Source organism: Bacillus sp. USDA818B3_A, from assembly GCF_009928415.1.
GTDB lineage: Bacteria > Bacillota > Bacilli > Bacillales > Cytobacillaceae > Neobacillus.
This window is the reverse complement of sequence record NZ_JAABNN010000005.1, coordinates 125,875-142,184: the sequence shown is the minus strand read 5'-3', so window position 1 is coordinate 142,184 and position 16,310 is coordinate 125,875. Positions and strand designations below refer to the sequence as shown.

Below are 16,310 nucleotides of genomic sequence, written 5' to 3'. Positions count from 1 at the left end.
CTCAGTACTGCGCTGAGCCTTAGTTTTTTATACAAATTGTCACTCTAAATAGTAAATTTCTGAAGGTTGTCAGACATGAGGCTATAGGCGACCAATTTTTTCTTGTACTGTTTTACGACATCCACACGGTCATTATATCTGTATAAAAATAACCTAACATCTTTTTTGCCCGTCTTAGTATCAATGACTAAAGGAGTTTCACTATTCTCCGGATGTAAAAATGATTCCTCTGTTCCAGGATATATATAGTGTTTCTTTAAGAAAATGGCCTCGTTAAAACTATTAACTAATTTTACTTTGTCTTCCCCTTCCAACGGTTTTCCGTCCCTCGTTAAGGTAATTTTGTCAACACTAAGTTTTGAATGAGTTTCAAATTTCTTGATCAGCCATTCCACCGGTCCAGTCGGAAGACAAGTGATTAAGAGTTTAAGAATGCTAAGAAGAACAATCGAAATAATTGTCCATACCATAAATCATCATCTCCATCTAATACTTATTATATTATTTGCTGGTTTCACTAAGTTAGCCAAATATAGATGCCAAGTGAAATGAGAGCGAGGAAAATAATCACCACGTAAATTAAAGTTAGATTTGTGGTGTTTCTCTTGGTGGAGCTACTGTAGTTTTCATCCGATTTCCCGGTTAAAAATAGTGTAGAAACGATGGCAAAGATTATAACCAGCGTAACTAAACCGAACATGATATTCATGATTCACCTCGACTATTATAATATAAATATAGAACTTTTACATTAATCATAACGTATGAAGATTAATAATTAACCATCCAATTTATCTAAAAATTGACCATCCAATTTAAAAGAGAATAGTCAGCAGATGATACAGGATGTTAGAAAACTTAAAAAGGGATGAGCTTGTTTGGGGATCATCGCAAATTAAGAAGGGGAACATTATGGACAATTGTCGAAGCTAATTTTATTATGGATTATTTAGCTGAATTAGCTTCGGGTTATGTGGGGTTACGGGGTAATAATAACAAATGTCACCTTAGTTTCTTAAAAGTATGGAGGAACCTCTTTTTCATACCGGAGAGGATTAGGAGACCAATATCCTCTCGTTCAATATACGTACATAACGAACTAAACTAGAATTGATAGTAAATATTCCTTGATCATTTTTCACGATAAAGTATTGATTACGATCCATCTTTTCAAAAATCTCTTTTTCCACTTCTTCTTTTTTTACATCTAAGGTTTTTATCATTTTTTCAGTAATAAAACAATCGTCAAACGTATAGCAGATGGTAAATTCTTTCAAACGAATTCTCCTTTCTCATATCATTTGAAGTGGGCATAGCGAGCTTATTTCTTTTCAACTTTGACTATGCCGTTACCTAGATTATTTTTATCAAAATAGCAAATGACCTGATCATTAACTTTTATTGAATCACCTGATGTGATTTTTTCAGCAGAAAAAATAATTTCGTTCCCATTTTCTTTTTCACCGTAGTATTGATCACCCTTAATATTAGTAATCTTGTATGTAACGGTAGTGTACTTGGAGGAACTTTCGCTTTTCACGCTTGTATTATTTACAGGAGTGGATGACTGAAATTTAAGTAATACTAATAAAATTGAACAAAGCGCCACAAGAATTATTATTCTTTTAATCATATACTTACCTCCTTCTTTGTATTTTAAGAAATAAAAGAGGAAAGTAAATCCATCTTTTATCCTTAGTCTTTTGTACCTATGAAACTTTAAAACATCAAATAAAAATTTATGTAGATGAATTTCTAAATGTATATTACCCCAAAAAGTGTGTTTCTTATCTAAATTGTGGGTACATAAAATTCTAGAGAAGAAACTAGCATTTTGTCAAATAAAGTCTATTGAAAGCAGTCGACGCTTAAATGAGATGGTGATATTTGTCCGCAAAATAAACAGCACTAATACGTAAATTAAATCAATCTTCCTACAATACATGTGATTTTTTTCACATAATGTTCAAAATTAAAGCGGTCATAGGACTAATCTATCATGTATATTAACACTATATTCATATTGTTAATGTTATCAAGGGGGATTTACCAATGAAAAAGATATTTCAACTCATCATCATGCTCGGACTTATTATGACACCTTTTCTTACTGAGGCTCATGTGAAGTGGTTCACAAATGTGGAGCCGCATAAGGAGTCTATTGAACATATTTTATCACCGATATTTATATTCTTTGCTCTATTAGCTGCCATTGTTTTAGGTTCATTAACACTTATCATTCCTAAAATGACGGAATGGGCACCAGTGAAAAAGTGGGAGGACCGCCTCTCAAGCTTAAGAAAGTATTCTCGTTACCTACTAAAATACGGAACTGCCGCCGCATTAATCATTCAAATGATCAATGGAACATTGTTTGCTCCTGAGTTCCATATCGAAAATACTTTAGCTGTAGTATTAACTTGGGTTACCATTGGATTCTTATTAATTCCACACCATATTTCTACAAAAATTGGTGCATCCATACTTTTAGGATTATTCATTTATGTTACCATCCATCATGGTGTTTTCTATATGCTGGATTACGGCTTTTATGTGGCAATTATCGGTGTTTTATTGGTCGGCAATACCAAGCTTGAAAAAGCAGGGTTCCCGTTTTTATACCTTGGAACTGGATTATCACTAAGCTGGGTAGCCGTTGAAAAATGGGTTTATCCGGATATGGCCTTGGATATCGTAGCCAACCACCATGTACCAACATTTGGCTTTGCTCCAGATTTATTTGTAGTAATGTGTGCGTTTATTGAATTTGTTGTGGGTTATTTATTAGTTGTTGGTATTTTAAATCGAGTTCTAGGCTTTGTTGTAACAGGTATCTTCATCTCTACTACGATGCTTTTTGGTATGACAGAAGTGATTGGACATTTCATGATTCACATCGTGTTATTAATTTTCATAATTGAAGGTGTATCATTCTACAACCCGCCAATTAAAATGCATAAAACAAAACTGGATCAATTTATCTTTGTTTTCTTGAATTTCATTTTTGTATTAGCGACCTTCTTATTGATTTACTATCGATTTGCATAGGTTTAATGTTAAAAAATAAATCCACCCTTGTATGTATGATAGGGTGGATTTATTTATGTTTAAAAAGTTAAAACGGATAAAAATAATATGTAGCCACGCCAACAATAATACCTGTAATCGCTCCACCGAATACTTCGATTGGCTGGTGGCCTAATAATTCTTTTAATTTTTTTCGAGATTCGGGTTTTTTTAAATTTGGATCCTTTAACGTTTCAATCAGGGTATTAAAATCGACTAATAATGTGTTTAAAATTTCGGCATGATATCCAGCGTGCCTGCGTACACCTGTCGCATCATGCATGACAATAGCCGAAACGACCACACAAATGGCAAATTCATTGGATTGGAATCCAGATACCAACCCAATGGCTGTGGTTAAGGAAATAATGGTGGATGTATGCGAACTAGGCATTCCGCCAGTGCTAAACATCAAATTCCATTTTAATTCTCTTGTCGAGATAAAATGAATTGGTATTTTTACAAATTGGGCAATCAGCATGCCCAAAAGTGCAGCCAAAATGGGATACGATAAAAACATACTTCACCTCCGCCAGTTAATAAAACATTATCACTCATTCACATTGAACTCATATTTTTATTTACCCTTCCTTTAAATAATATAGACTATTTACAATAAAAATGGTTTATTTTTGCAATTACTTGGGAATGTTTATTTAAATATTTACTTCATGTGTTCTATTTTATTATTTACTATTTTTTACTTTGTACAATGATTCTATTTCTCATAAATAATCACTTATTTCTACCCAAAATAGTGCTATAATAATCCATGGTTCATTTACATATATTGTGAATGGCAAACAAATTGAAAAGAAGTGTAGCGAATGAATAAAATTGCAGTGAAATTAAAACCTCGGACTGTTTATTTGTTAGATAAGTATTTTACTGGCGAATCGATTGACTACAAAAAGCTGTTTGCCATTATCACACCTATTTTTGTAGACCAGGCTTTTTTGATTTTTATGAGTCTATTAAACACTGCAATGATCAGCTCTGCTGGGGTTGATGCTGTTAGTGCCGTTAGTATGGTAGATTCATTGAACATCTTTCTAGTCAACGTCTTTATTGCAGTGGCTACAGGTGGAACGGTAATGGTCGCTCAATACAAAGGGAGCGGAAATCCAGAGATGGTTTCTAAAACAGCCACACAAGCGATCATGGCTGTTACCTTATTTTCCTTATTGTTAAGTTTACTGGTGATTACTTTTCATACACCTACCTTAAGCCTTTTATTTGGTAAAGCGGATCCAAACGTCTTCCAAAATGCGCGCATTTATTTGATTGGCAGCTGTCTGTCTTATCCACTTATCGCTATTTTCCAGGCGGTAACGGGAGCCCTTAGAGGAGTCGGAGAGACCAAACCCTGCCTTAATCTATCATTATTAATGAATGTAACGAATACAGTCCTCAATATTTTACTCATCACTGTTTTTAAAATGGGAATCGAAGGGCTGGTCATTTCAACTATTATTGCAAGATTACTGGGTGTAGCAGCTTCATTAATTTATATCGTTAAATACAATGAAACGATCCGGTTTACTTTTAGAAATGCTTTGCACATCGATATGGCTATCTTAAAGAAAGTCATGTTCATTGGCCTTCCGTTTGCAGCAGAACAATTATTTTTCAATGGCGGGAAACTGTTGACGCAAACGTTCATTGTACAGTTAGGAACACTTGCCATGACATCCTATGCCATTGCGAACTCCATTGCCTTACTATTTCAAATGGGGCCTAACTCGTTAAGTATCGCCATTATAACGGTTGTAGGGCAGTGTATGGGGAGAAGGAACATTCAGGATGCCAGGAAGTTTATCCTTTCATTAATTGGTCTTGGCAGCGTCTTGTTTTTAATCGCTGATATGGTATTAATCCCATTGTTTCCGCTATTGATTAAAATGTTCAATGCTCCAGATGAGATTATCCCGACCATCTTTACGCTTATTTTAATATCTGCGATAGGTCACCCGCTCTTGTGGCCAGTAAGCTTTATCATGCCATCTGCGTTAAGGGCAGCAGGTGATTCGAACTTTACATCCATTGCTTCGTTGTTATCCATGTGGCTGCTTCGGGTCGTACTTGGGTATCTTCTAGGGATTACCTTTGGTTTTGGAATTATCGGGGTTTGGACGGCCATGAATATTGAATGGGGCATGAGGACACTTATCTTTAGCTGGAGATTTAAAGGGAAGAAGTGGTATGCCCATAAGCTTGTTTGAGGAATTAAAACTACTATACTATTACACTAAAAAGCTGCCAGTGAATGGCAGCTTTTTAGTGTGATAAAATTATGCAGCAATCATGGATTTCTTTCCTTTAACAAGACTCATAAATAAAAACCGGACGACTGGTCCCATAATCAAGAGTTGTAGAGGAAAAGCAAAGATAAAGTTTTTCCAGACAATCGTTAAGTAGCTTAATAGGATTGATTCTGATGGAAATCCGTTTGTAAGGACAGCAGTTGTGAATCCGTACAAAGACATAAATAAAACCATTCCTACGATCATACAAAATGAAATCGATAGAATCACATTGACCTTCTTAGATTTGTCGAAGGGAAGAAGGAAAGCCACTTTCTTGGCTGCAGGACCGACAATAAATAAATCCAGCAGTAAGGCAATGATAAATCCGATAATCCCTTCGATTATTATTTCACCCAAGGCTAGCTTACCGAACAATCCGTTTATATATAAATTATAAACCGTCATGACTACAACCATCCCAAAACACATCATTGTTCCAAAAATAATACTTTCTTTCTTCGTTGTTGGCACTTCTAGATCATTCCTTCCAAATTAGTCTTTTGTATTATAGCTATAGTGTTAACTTTGACATAAGTGAACATTTTGTGAATTATATTTGGTTTGGCTAAATATATGAATCTGAATCATTTTCGAAAAGGTTTATGATAAAATATTGATATATTTTTGATTTATGTAATAATTAAGAATTATCAGGAGTTATGTCGAACAAGGAGAGATTCTAATGACAAATATCAAAACGGCCCTAATTGTTGGCGGTGGTATCGGAGGGCTTGTTACTGCCCTAAAACTTCACCGCGTTGGCGTGTCAGTGCGTGTCTTTGAAAGTGTCGAAACAATTAAAGCTTTGGGGGTAGGGATTAATCTTTTACCACATGCAGTCAGGGTGTTAACTGAGCTTGGTTTGGCAGAGGAACTGGAAAAGATAGGCATACCAACAGCGGAACTAATCTATGTCAACAAATTTGGCAAAAATATCTGGCGGGAGGCGCGTGGAATAGAAGCAGGGTATCATTGGCCGCAATATTCCATTCACCGTGGAAAGCTTCAAATGCTGTTATTAGAAGCGGTCAAAAAAGAAATTGGCGAGGATTCAGTTCATACCGGTCATCATCTGAAATCTTTCCAAACCTTTGGAGACCTAGTGGTGGCCCAGTTTGAAAACAGAAAAACGGGAGAAAGTCTTGGATCGTATCATGCTGATATTTTGATAGGAGCGGATGGTATCCATTCTGTTGTTAGAAAATTTTATTATCCGGATGAAGGGCTGCCTAAATTTAGCGGCCGTATTTTATGGCGCGGTATCACTGAATCGTCAGCTTTCCTTACTGGAAGATCGATGATAATGGCAGGATATCAGGATCAAAAATTCGTGGCCTACCCGGTTTGTCCAGAAACTGCGGCGAAGGGGAGCTCGCTCGTTAACTGGATTGCAGAATTGTCTGTCGAAGACGAAATGCCATCTCGTGCAGACTGGAACAAAAAAATCGACAAAGAAGTATTTGCTCCTGCGTTTGCTTCTTGGGATTTTGGCTGGCTGAACGTGCCAAAACTAATCGAGGACACTGACGCTGTTTATGAATTCCCCATGGTTGACCGTGATCCGCTGCCGCAATGGACGTTCGGGCGTGTAACCTTATTAGGAGACGCAGCACATCCTATGTATCCGATTGGGTCCAATGGCGCTTCACAAGCGATCCTGGATGCAGATGCATTAGGCGAGGCTATTTTAGAACATTATGATGCCGAACGCGCCTTGAAGGTATATGAAGATGTTAGATTAGAGGCTACAGCGAACATTGTTAGGACTAATCGTAAAAATGGTCCTGAACAAGTCATGCAAATAGTCGAAGAACGTGCGCCTAATGGATTTACTAATTTAGATGATGTAGTTTCCTATCAAGAACTAGAGGAGATTGCTAATAAATATAAGCAGATTGCTGGGTTTGACAGGGAGAAGCTGAATAGTAAGATGGGAGTAAAATCATGATTGAGCATATTGTCTTATTAAAATTTTCCTCAAAGACGACGGAAGAACAGAAGCAGGAATTGATTCGCAAGACATTATTGCTGAGAAATGAGATTCCCGGCATTATGGATATTCGGCAGGGGAATAATTTTTCAGACAGGAGTCAAGGGTTTGAGATGGGATTGACTGTACGCTTTGAAGATCGGACGTCTTTGGAAAACTATGGTCCGCATCCGTCGCACCAAGAGGTTTTTAGTTACTTACAGGAGATTGGCTTGGAAGATAGTATTATTGTAGATTTTGAGATATAGTTGCTTTTTTGTAATAGCCTATAGTTTTTTACTGTTGCTTTACAGAATTTTTCATAACGGTTGTGAAGGACAAAATCTAGTTTTTAACAAGAGAGAAAATCCTTCATCCGAGTTATGAAGGACACCCTCACGGTGACCTAACTTGAAAAAGTCCTTCATTCGAGTTATGAAGGACAGCCCTTGGTTGTCTAACAGGGAAAGTGTCCTTCATCCGTGTGATGAAGGACAAAACTTGATTGCCAAAACAGGAAATAATCCTTCATCCGTATGATGAAGGACAAACACCCGGTGGCCAAACAGGAAAAAGTCCTTCATCCGAGTTATGAAGCACAAACCCTGCCGGCCTAACAAGAAAAAGTCCTTCATCCTGATTATGAAAAATCCCTTAAGGATTCGTCGACCATAATCCAGCCGACTTAAGGAAAACCCGCGGATGAAGTTTTAAACCCGCAACTAATAAATCAGCCAAATCTTCCGGCTGCATCACATTCTCTGGATTACCAGAAATAAGATTCGTTTCAATCGCTAAATCGGTAGCAACCGTACTAGGTGTTAACGCAGTGACACGAATATTATGCTTCCTTACCTCAAGAGCAAGTGATTCTGTCAGACCCAAAACCGCAAACTTTGAAGCACTGTATGCACTGGTTACCGGCGCCCCTTTTTGCCCTGCAGTAGAAGAGATATTCACGATATCTCCCGCTTTCTTCTCAATCATCCCAGGTAAAACCACTCTAGTTACATTATAAACACCCATCAAATTGACCCGAATAATATTCTCCCATTCCTCCGGAGCTAAATCGAGGAACCCTCCAAATTTGGCAACACCGGCATTGTTAACCAAGATATCAATGTTTCCTAAATCTGATTGAATATGTTCAAAGGCATGTGTGACGGATTCTAGATCCGATACATCAGCGGTGGCAGCTGAAATTTGTACATCATACGGTTCGAGTTCAGACGTTACTTTTTCAAGATTAGACATGTTCAATCCGATTAGACCGAGATTAACGCCTTCCTTCGCTAAAGCAATGGCCACAGCACGGCCAATTCCTCGTCCGGCCCCAGTAACAATCGCATTCTTACCTTTTAATGAAATCATAATAATCAATCCTTACCTTAAAATTTAGAACAACTATAAATTGAGCAAATACAAGAACCAATATACTCTAAAATAGAAAAGAACCTCAAGTTTAAAACCCGAGGTTCTGTTTTTTATTAACCTGCTAATTCATTGGACGTCTTTTTAGCGGTCTTATTTTTAACTTGTTTCCTAGAAACCTTATTCACAAAGAAAGTAATAACAAATGAACAAACTAAGCTTCCAGCCATCGCAATAATAAAACCCGTTGTATTATTGGACAAAAGCGGGGCCATAAACGATGGAACGTAAGCCGTACCACGGACATCAAAGAAGCCGACAAGCAAACCGCCTAAACCTGATGAAATGATGGCTCCGGCAAAGATCATTTTGTTGGAGAACATAAATGGATAGGCCGCTTCAACAAAAGTACCAAATCCCATGTTGATTGCAAAACCAGGGGCGGCTACGGCTGCCTCGCCTTTGTCCCTTGGTGAAACAATATTGGCCAGGGTTATCCCAGCTGATACCATCACCAATCCAACCATATCCACAGCCCCTAAAAAGCTGTTACCCGTCTTCTCCATTTCCAAAAGGACGATTGGTAAAATCGCTGCATGATAAATCCCGCCGATAATGGCTGGCCAAATTAACAGTCCTGCAATTAATCCGGCTAATACACCATTCGTAGAAACTAGGAAATCGATTAAAGCACGAATTTCGCCACCCAGCCATAAAGCAACCGGAGCAATCAGAAAATAAACGGCTAAACCAGAAATCAATCCAGAAATTCCTCCTGCCGCAATATTTACGGTTGTAGCAGGAAACCTCCATTCTACACATTTTCTAAATATGTATTGAACCAAAAGCCCGGCCAAAATACCTGCAATAATTCCTCCGATGATTCCGCCTTTAACCGCTAATACCCCTGCAACAATACCCGCGACAATCGAAACCTCATCCAGTTCTGCGACTTGTTTAGCGGCAACAACTGCTAAAATCACTGGGAGAGCGTTAATCATTAAATCAAACACTTCACTAAGTCCTGACAATCCTGGTATCTTGCTAATCGCTAAAACCAAGGCCATCGCAATAAAACCAGGAAGGGAGGACAACATCATTCCGCGCAGGTTTATGCGTTTAAAGACGGAAGATGCTGATTGCTCTAATTGATCATTAGAAACTGCCTTACCGATGATAGGACGGTAGGAAAGTCCAAAATGCTTGCTTAAGGAAGTGATGAACGTAACGGCTCTCGTTCGATTCGTTGTACCTGTGGTTCCAGAAGTAGAGATGACGTTAACCCCTTTGGAAGCAATCGTTGCCATTGAGGTTCCACCCGTACCGGTCGCTGGCAATTTTTTCTTAGCAGCTGCTTCTACCGTATGTAAATTGGCACCGTTTGGATCGGCACTCATTAAAATTAGTGCATCCACTTCTCCAAGATTAATTTTATCAGCTATCTCCTTATCCAGAAGTGAAGCCGCTTTGTTGACTTCTGCAATCGTCCCTGCGGCTGTTACAACAGGGCTCTTTGTTTGTTCATCCCAAGTATATAACTCAGCCTGTGTATCATTCTTGATGTTATCCATGCTAGCTTTTGCTGCAATAAATTGTAGAGCTGTACACACCATCCCAGCAGCTTCAATTTGTAAGAGCAGCTCATCTAATAGTTTTACTGGATCTTTTCCCCCTAGGTAAAACAAATTGCCTCCACTGCTGGCGATAATCGCAATTTTCTTTTTTTCTAACTCCTTCATCTTATTCACCTTCCCCTTTACTATCCATCTATAATGATTTTAGTACAATAATACAGTAAAACTTTAATTTATTAAAGTATTAAAATAAATATTTAAATTTTTCAAAACAACCATAAAACTGGATATCAATAAGGAATAACAATTGACTAGATAATAAATCCTACGAATAGGTGTATTTCGAAGTTAAATAATTTACATTCCATTTCAAAGTGGTATTATTGTAAGTATATAATTTTTAAAGGCTTGTACTATTACTAGGTACTAATTCTTAGAAATTTCAATAAGAGCACAGTTTCTATACATACATGTGTTTTTAAATTATTAGATTGGAGATTGACAACAGTGGATTTTAAATCATTGATTGCACCAGAACATTTTAATTTAGCCAGTGAAATCTCAAAGCATGCATCCGATAAAATTGCTTTGAAATGGGAAAATGAGAATGGCGAAACTAAGACAATTACATATGACGTACTAAATAAACAGGCAAATAAACTGGCCAATGGGTTTACTAAGTTAGGACTGGAGAAGGGCGACCGCGTTGTCGTGATGACCACTCGTTTAATTGAGTCCTATGTGATTTATCTAGCGTGTTTAAAAGCGGGAATCGTCATTAGCCCGTCATCGGAGCTGCTGCGGGCAAAGGATTTGGTTTACCGTTTAAATCATTCCGAAGCAAAAGCAGTTATATCTTATTACAACTTAATTAAAGAATTTGAAAATATTACTGACGAAACACCATACCTTCAACATAAAATCGCTTTTGGGGAAGAAGTGCCAAATTGGCTTTCAATGGAAACATTAATGGAAGAAGAATCAGAGACTTTTGTTGATGTCGATACATTAAAAGATGATTTTGCCTTTTTAGCCTATACATCCGGAACAACTGGGCAGCCAAAAGGTGTGGTTCATAGTCACGGGTGGGGTTATGCTCATTTGCGAATCGCTGCTTCTAAATGGCTGAATATTAGTGAAGACGATCTTGTTTGGGCAACTGCTGCGCCAGGCTGGCAAAAATGGGTCTGGAGTCCTTTCTTATCGATCCTCGGCTCCGGGGCTACTGGATTTGTCTATAACGGCCGATTCCAGCCGCATAAATATTTACAGCTTCTTCAGGATAACAAGGTCAATGTGTTATGCTGTACACCAACTGAATATCGGATGATGGCAAAATTGGATGATATATCCACTTTTGATTTAACTCCACTGCACACCGCTGTTTCTGCGGGGGAGGCTTTAAACCGTGAAGTTATTGATGTCTTCAAAAATGAATTTAATATCTTAATTCGTGATGGTTACGGCCAAACCGAAAGTACGTTATTGATTGCCAATTTAAATACAGATGTTAATAAATTAGGTTCGATGGGCCAGCCGTTAATGCCTGAATACTTAGCGGTTGTCGACGATGAAGGCCGTCCTGCTCCTATAAATGAGGTTGGGACGATTGCGGTTAAAAAGGATTTCCCGGCATTATTCCAGCAATATTATAAAAACTCTGAATCAACGGCCGCTTCTTACCTGGGAGAATATTTCTTAACTGGGGACCGCGCTTGCCGTGATGAGGACAATTATTACTGGTTCCAAGGAAGAAAAGATGATGTCATTATTAGTTCCGGCTATACGATTGGACCTTTTGAAGTCGAGGATGCACTGATGAAACATAAGGCCGTGAAAGAGTGCGCTGTGGTGGCGTCACCGGATCCTGTTAGAGGAAATGTTGTCAAAGCATGTATCGTTCTAAAAGAAGGGATCGAAGGGACCTCTGAATTAACAAAAGAATTGCAGAGCTTTGTTAAAAACTCAACAGCTCCTTATAAATATCCACGTGTAATTGAATATATGGAAGCACTGCCTAAGACGGACTCTGGAAAAATCCGCCGCGTGGCATTAAGATCTCAAGGAAAGTAAGAAGATAAAGTGGTGTTAACATGCTATGGCTCTGTGAGTCATAGCATTTTTCTTAATAAAAATTTTTCAAAAATTCAGTGACATAAGCACTTTGCAGGTTGATTATTGTATAAAGGAATTGTATAATATAAAATTATTCCTACCTGAATAGTCTGAATTGAAGTTTCGGAACATTGCGAGATTATTCTGCTAGATTGCTAGAGGTACATAAGGAGAGATTGGTATGTTTTGGACATATTTGGCTTTTATCATAGCATTCTTCTTCGCAATGAACATTGGAGCAAGCGGGACTGCTGCGTCAATGGGATCAGCCTATGGGGCTGATGCGATCAAGAATAAATGGCTTGCTATGGTTCTTGTAGCAATTGCCGCTTTTTTAGGTGCAGTTCTTGGCGGAGGAGAAGTCGTGAAGACCATTGGTAATGGGATTATTCCATCTAAGATCCTGACGATTGAACTGGTCGTCCTAATCCTTGCCGGTGCAACCTTGACGTTGTTTATTGCGAATCTAATGGGAATTCCCTTATCAACAAGCGAAGTAACAGTTGGTGCCATTGTTGGTGCAGGTATTGCCTATAAAAATTTATTCCTTAATAGTTTGCTGGTTATTTTTGCTTTTTGGGTAATTGTTCCTGTTATTTCATTTCTCATTACTTTTATTCTTGGAAAAATCATTGCTGCATCTGAAAAGCGCTGGCCAAGTTTGACTAAACAAGGAAATTGGAAAAAATGGCTGGGCCGTATCCTTGTCTTCGGCGGCTGCTTTGAAGCCTTCTCAGCAGGAATGAATAATGTGGCCAATGCGGTCGGACCATTAGTCGGGGCAGGAATGCTTTCAACGACAAAAGGAATCTGGATTGGCGGCTTATTTGTGGCGTTGGGTGCCATTTTATTAGGTGGAAGGGTAATCGAGACGAATGGAAAGAAAATCACTAAACTATCGTTATTAGAGGGAAGTGCGATATCCTTTACGGGCGGGGCTCTCGTTACCATTGCTTCGGTTTTTGGATTGCCAATCCCGCTTACTCAAGTCACCACTTGTGGAATCTTAGGAATCGGGGCATCACAAAAAGGAATCGATTTTTGGCAAAAAGCGGTCATTCGAAAAATTTTAAAGGTCTGGCTCATTTCACCGTTAGCTTCATTGGTTATTTCTTATACGTTAATTAATCTTTTTATTAAAAATAATTTTTATAACATCATTGTTATTTTAAGCACTTTAATCGCCGCGCTGGGAACTTTAAGTCTATATGCCAACATCCGTAAAGAAAACAGCACGATTCACGATGAGGGTGGAGGAATTTAATTTTCATTCAAAAAAACATAGCTTAAGACATCATCCAAAGGGATGGTGTCTTTGCTATGTTTTAAAGGATATTTGGAGGAAAAGGACCTGGCGGGATTTAAACCCGCAAGATGCATTACAGTCTTCAGCGAATGACTGCAAGCTGCTCTGATCAGTTGAGCTACAAGTCCTATTTATATAGTCCCCATCTTCCCCTGATTTATTCAGATAATGTAGTTCAAAATAAGTGTTTTTTATTTTTGTTTTCATAATTATGTCGTAATTCCAAAAAGTAATTAAATATTCCTATTATATAATGTTATATAATAGGAATAAATTATAAATAATCCATTGCAAATCATGTTGGTAAATAGTTCAATTATATATATAACAGAGGGTAATAAGTTGAGGAGGATATAGATGAACGTTCAGGCTAATGGGGATTCAAACGAAATGAAAAAGCTGCGTTCACAAATTGCTGAACTCGAACGGCAAAACCAGGAGCTCTCAAAGCAAATCCGAATAACTGAATCCTTATATCGCAGTATACTGGATGCTTTACCAATCAATATCTTCCTGGAAGTTCCTGATGGGCGTACGATCTATGCTAATAAAGAAGCATGCCTTTCCAATGGGAAAGATCTAAATGAATTAATTGGAATGACGATCTTTGATGTTTTTCCTCGTGAAATTGCAGAATTAAATCGAGAATATGATCTCGAAGTATGGAAGAAACGAGAGCTAATCACCAAAGAATTCCCCAGCGGATATAAGGGTGAAGAACATTACATGTTTTCCGGAAAAACCATCATCCATATCGATGAATCGAATGAGGATTTTTTATTAGGTTTTGGGCTGGATATTACAGACCGGGTGTTAGCTGAAAATCGTCTAAAGGAAAGTGAAGAAAAGTTTAGAAGTTTAACGGAGCAGGCGGCAGATAGTTTTTTTCTGATTGGAACAGATGGAAGGCTTACAGAAGTTAATCCAACTGCCTGTGAAGTGTTAAGCTATTCAAAAGAACAATTAATCGGAATGAACATAGAAAATATTTTTTCTAAGCTCACTTCAAAAATTAAACAATTAAAACTTGATTCGAAAGAGCAGTCCTCCATCATTTTTGAAGATCTGATGACAGGCAAGGATCATTTGGTAATTCCTGTTGATATCAATATCCGTCTGATTAATATTGGTGAAAGGCCAATGTATTTTGCTTTATGCAGAGATATCCGTGACAAAAAAAGAGCGGAAGAGCAAATCAAACATATGGCCTATCATGACGCACTAACCGATCTGCCAAATCGTTGGGCAATCCAGTCGATTCTAGAACAACATATATCGAAAGCCACCGAACAAAATACTAAGTTAGGTTTTATTTTGCTGGATTTGGATTATTTCAAGGTGGTAAATGATAGCTTAGGGCATGAAGCGGGAGATATCCTGCTTAAGGAAGTGTCAAGCCGGCTCCTATCTGTAGCCGAGAATAGACCGATTGACGTGGCCAGATTTGGGGGAGATGAGTTTATTGTTCTTGTTCCACATTTATCGAGTGATGAGATCTTTGACATTTGTGACAGAATAATGGAGATCATGTCAGACCCTTTTCTTATCCTGGATCAAAAACTAAATATTACCACAAGTATGGGGATTAGCTTTTATCCCAAAGATGGGAAAGACATTCATTCGCTTATCAAAAATGCAGATCTGGCGATGTATGGTTCAAAGGAACAGGGAAGAAGCTGTTATAGTATCTATCATTCTGAGATGACCCAAATGGTCAATAAGAAAATGGATTTAGAGATTCTAAAAAAGGCATAAAAAGGAGAGTGGCTGCCCATTCTCCTTTTTTGCTTGTTACTACTCTTCTGGTGTGTCTTTGTGCTGAACACTTTCAGGAAGGTCCAATACACCCCAGTTTAAGGGATTCCTTTTTTTAATGTCTTTTAATGTTTTTTGCTGTTGTTTATTTGAATATTCATTATTATCATCATTCCTTTTTTCTTTTACCACAAGTGAACACCTCTTATTAGTTTATTTCTTAGTTTTATCTCCATTAATGAAAGCTATCCCAAACTATTTTTAATCCTCAAAAAGGGAAAATGGTGTTATCATGTTAGATAAATCCAATACTTTATTTTTATCGGGAAACAACTTTTTGGGGGATCTTTATGGCTGTAGTAAAATCAGTGAAAATTGATGGTGAGAACATTCACCTATTTAATAGTGCAATCTATGTTTTTGCAGCAAGTACAGGCTTTACCTTGGAGTTAGACATCATTGTCAGCGAGGTAGCAGTGAAGAAATATAAAAAGGAAAATAATCTGTTTGTTGAAATAGATTTAGAAGATGGGGAGAGTATCCATTCTATCATGCAAGTAAAAGTTTTATCGGGAGGATTGCCGCAGCTCAATTTATTCTGTGAAATAGATGACCCCGATGATTATTCTTTTTTAGACCGTGTGAATGAGGATGATGCATGGTTTCCGAATATAGAAGAAGGGATCACCTTGGAGCAAATCAGGGAAGTGGAAATGCCAAATGAGGATATCAGTGTAAAGGTAAAACTTCCGATTGACCAAGTAGAATGGTTGAAAAAACAGAAAAAGGCAAAATTGAATGAATTACTAAAAGAATTCATTTATGAGCATTGGAAAAGACAAGACTAG

General features: G+C 37.8%; 16 protein-coding genes and 1 tRNA gene. 8 read left to right on the top strand and 9 right to left on the bottom strand.

The genetic code is table 11. The annotated features are described in order from the left end of the window. Window positions 1-44: 44 nt before the first annotated feature. The 3 genes from GXK58_RS11945 to GXK58_RS11930 form a co-directional block, all read right to left on the bottom strand. On the bottom strand, window positions 45-470 hold the full coding sequence (locus tag GXK58_RS11945) for a YfmQ family protein (protein ID WP_160723057.1): 426 nt from the start codon (window positions 468-470) through the stop codon (window positions 45-47). A 585-nt stretch (window positions 471-1,055) separates the two neighbouring features. Further along, window positions 1,056-1,277, bottom strand: a complete 222-nt coding sequence (locus tag GXK58_RS11935; RefSeq protein WP_160723053.1) for a hypothetical protein — start codon at window positions 1,275-1,277, stop codon at window positions 1,056-1,058. A gap of 44 nt (window positions 1,278-1,321) precedes the next feature. Beyond that, entirely contained in the window at window positions 1,322-1,633 is a 312-nt protein-coding gene (locus tag GXK58_RS11930; protein ID WP_160723051.1) for a hypothetical protein, read from the bottom strand. Window positions 1,634-2,052: 419 nt separating this feature from the next. Between GXK58_RS11930 and GXK58_RS11925 the strand changes: the two genes are divergently transcribed. Then, a complete protein-coding gene (locus GXK58_RS11925) occupies window positions 2,053-3,048 on the top strand; it encodes a hypothetical protein (RefSeq protein ID WP_160723049.1) in 996 nt (331 codons plus the stop codon). A gap of 67 nt (window positions 3,049-3,115) precedes the next feature. Here the strand turns inward: GXK58_RS11925 and GXK58_RS11920 are convergent, their stop codons facing one another. After that, window positions 3,116-3,586, bottom strand: coding sequence for a divergent PAP2 family protein (locus GXK58_RS11920; RefSeq protein ID WP_160723047.1), 471 nt, complete (start codon window positions 3,584-3,586; stop codon window positions 3,116-3,118). A 307-nt stretch (window positions 3,587-3,893) separates the two neighbouring features. Between GXK58_RS11920 and GXK58_RS11915 the strand changes: the two genes are divergently transcribed. Then, window positions 3,894-5,288, top strand: a complete 1,395-nt coding sequence (locus GXK58_RS11915) for an MATE family efflux transporter (protein WP_160723045.1) — start codon at window positions 3,894-3,896, stop codon at window positions 5,286-5,288. Between the two features lie 69 nt (window positions 5,289-5,357). On the opposite strand, the gene GXK58_RS11910 is transcribed toward GXK58_RS11915, so the two are convergent. Next, complete coding sequence (locus tag GXK58_RS11910; protein ID WP_160723043.1) at window positions 5,358-5,843, bottom strand: DUF2798 domain-containing protein; 486 nt, start codon at window positions 5,841-5,843, stop codon at window positions 5,358-5,360. Window positions 5,844-6,054: 211 nt separating this feature from the next. On the opposite strand from GXK58_RS11910, the gene GXK58_RS11905 reads away from it, so the two are divergent. Together GXK58_RS11905 and GXK58_RS11900 are read left to right on the top strand one after the other, a co-directional pair. After that, complete coding sequence (locus GXK58_RS11905; RefSeq protein ID WP_160723042.1) at window positions 6,055-7,320, top strand: flavin-dependent oxidoreductase; 1,266 nt, start codon at window positions 6,055-6,057, stop codon at window positions 7,318-7,320. Further along, window positions 7,317-7,610, top strand: coding sequence for a Dabb family protein (locus tag GXK58_RS11900; RefSeq protein WP_160723040.1), 294 nt, complete (start codon window positions 7,317-7,319; stop codon window positions 7,608-7,610). The genes GXK58_RS11905 and GXK58_RS11900 overlap by 4 nt, the downstream gene beginning before the upstream one ends. Before the next feature lie 385 nt (window positions 7,611-7,995). Here the strand turns inward: GXK58_RS11900 and GXK58_RS11895 are convergent, their stop codons facing one another. Both GXK58_RS11895 and GXK58_RS11890 read right to left on the bottom strand, forming a co-directional pair. Beyond that, the gene (locus GXK58_RS11895) at window positions 7,996-8,712 is read right to left on the bottom strand and encodes a 3-ketoacyl-ACP reductase (RefSeq protein ID WP_160723038.1); all 717 of its coding nucleotides are present in this window, start codon (window positions 8,710-8,712) and stop codon (window positions 7,996-7,998) included. Window positions 8,713-8,828: 116 nt separating this feature from the next. Beyond that, entirely contained in the window at window positions 8,829-10,451 is a 1,623-nt protein-coding gene (locus GXK58_RS11890) for a PTS sugar transporter (RefSeq protein ID WP_160723036.1), read from the bottom strand. A 342-nt stretch (window positions 10,452-10,793) separates the two neighbouring features. Here GXK58_RS11890 and GXK58_RS11885 point away from each other — a divergent pair, with 342 nt between their 5' ends. Both GXK58_RS11885 and GXK58_RS11880 read left to right on the top strand, forming a co-directional pair. Beyond that, window positions 10,794-12,359, top strand: coding sequence for an acyl-CoA synthetase (locus GXK58_RS11885; protein ID WP_160723034.1), 1,566 nt, complete (start codon window positions 10,794-10,796; stop codon window positions 12,357-12,359). 223 nt (window positions 12,360-12,582) lie between these two features. Beyond that, a complete protein-coding gene (locus tag GXK58_RS11880) occupies window positions 12,583-13,665 on the top strand; it encodes an inorganic phosphate transporter (protein ID WP_160723032.1) in 1,083 nt (360 codons plus the stop codon). Between the two features lie 82 nt (window positions 13,666-13,747). Here GXK58_RS11880 and GXK58_RS11875 read toward each other — a convergent pair. Next, a tRNA-OTHER gene (locus GXK58_RS11875) sits at window positions 13,748-13,835 on the bottom strand. A 229-nt stretch (window positions 13,836-14,064) separates the two neighbouring features. Between GXK58_RS11875 and GXK58_RS11870 the strand changes: the two genes are divergently transcribed. Then, on the top strand, window positions 14,065-15,462 hold the full coding sequence (locus GXK58_RS11870) for a sensor domain-containing protein (RefSeq protein WP_160723030.1): 1,398 nt from the start codon (window positions 14,065-14,067) through the stop codon (window positions 15,460-15,462). A 39-nt stretch (window positions 15,463-15,501) separates the two neighbouring features. On the opposite strand, the gene GXK58_RS11865 is transcribed toward GXK58_RS11870, so the two are convergent. After that, complete coding sequence (locus tag GXK58_RS11865; protein WP_160723028.1) at window positions 15,502-15,654, bottom strand: hypothetical protein; 153 nt, start codon at window positions 15,652-15,654, stop codon at window positions 15,502-15,504. 158 nt (window positions 15,655-15,812) lie between these two features. Here GXK58_RS11865 and GXK58_RS11860 point away from each other — a divergent pair, with 158 nt between their 5' ends. Beyond that, entirely contained in the window at window positions 15,813-16,310 is a 498-nt protein-coding gene (locus GXK58_RS11860) for a hypothetical protein (RefSeq protein ID WP_160723026.1), read from the top strand.

Bases quoted from the DNA above. Each gene is read 5' to 3' on its own strand.
- GXK58_RS11930 (WP_160723051.1), bottom strand. From the start codon at position 1,633: ATGATTAAAAGAATAATAATTCTTGTGGCGCTTTGTTCAATTTTATTA.
- GXK58_RS11915 (WP_160723045.1), top strand. From the start codon at position 3,894: ATGAATAAAATTGCAGTGAAATTAAAACCTCGGACTGTTTATTTGTTA.
- GXK58_RS11905 (WP_160723042.1), top strand. From the start codon at position 6,055: ATGACAAATATCAAAACGGCCCTAATTGTTGGCGGTGGTATCGGAGGG.
- GXK58_RS11870 (WP_160723030.1), top strand. From the start codon at position 14,065: ATGAACGTTCAGGCTAATGGGGATTCAAACGAAATGAAAAAGCTGCGT.
- GXK58_RS11880 (WP_160723032.1), top strand. From the start codon at position 12,583: ATGTTTTGGACATATTTGGCTTTTATCATAGCATTCTTCTTCGCAATG.
- GXK58_RS11900 (WP_160723040.1), top strand. From the start codon at position 7,317: ATGATTGAGCATATTGTCTTATTAAAATTTTCCTCAAAGACGACGGAA.
- GXK58_RS11890 (WP_160723036.1), bottom strand. From the start codon at position 10,451: ATGAAGGAGTTAGAAAAAAAGAAAATTGCGATTATCGCCAGCAGTGGA.
- GXK58_RS11925 (WP_160723049.1), top strand. From the start codon at position 2,053: ATGAAAAAGATATTTCAACTCATCATCATGCTCGGACTTATTATGACA.
- GXK58_RS11920 (WP_160723047.1), bottom strand. From the start codon at position 3,586: ATGTTTTTATCGTATCCCATTTTGGCTGCACTTTTGGGCATGCTGATT.
- GXK58_RS11860 (WP_160723026.1), top strand. From the start codon at position 15,813: ATGGCTGTAGTAAAATCAGTGAAAATTGATGGTGAGAACATTCACCTA.
- GXK58_RS11945 (WP_160723057.1), bottom strand. From the start codon at position 470: ATGGTATGGACAATTATTTCGATTGTTCTTCTTAGCATTCTTAAACTC.
- GXK58_RS11895 (WP_160723038.1), bottom strand. From the start codon at position 8,712: ATGATTTCATTAAAAGGTAAGAATGCGATTGTTACTGGGGCCGGACGA.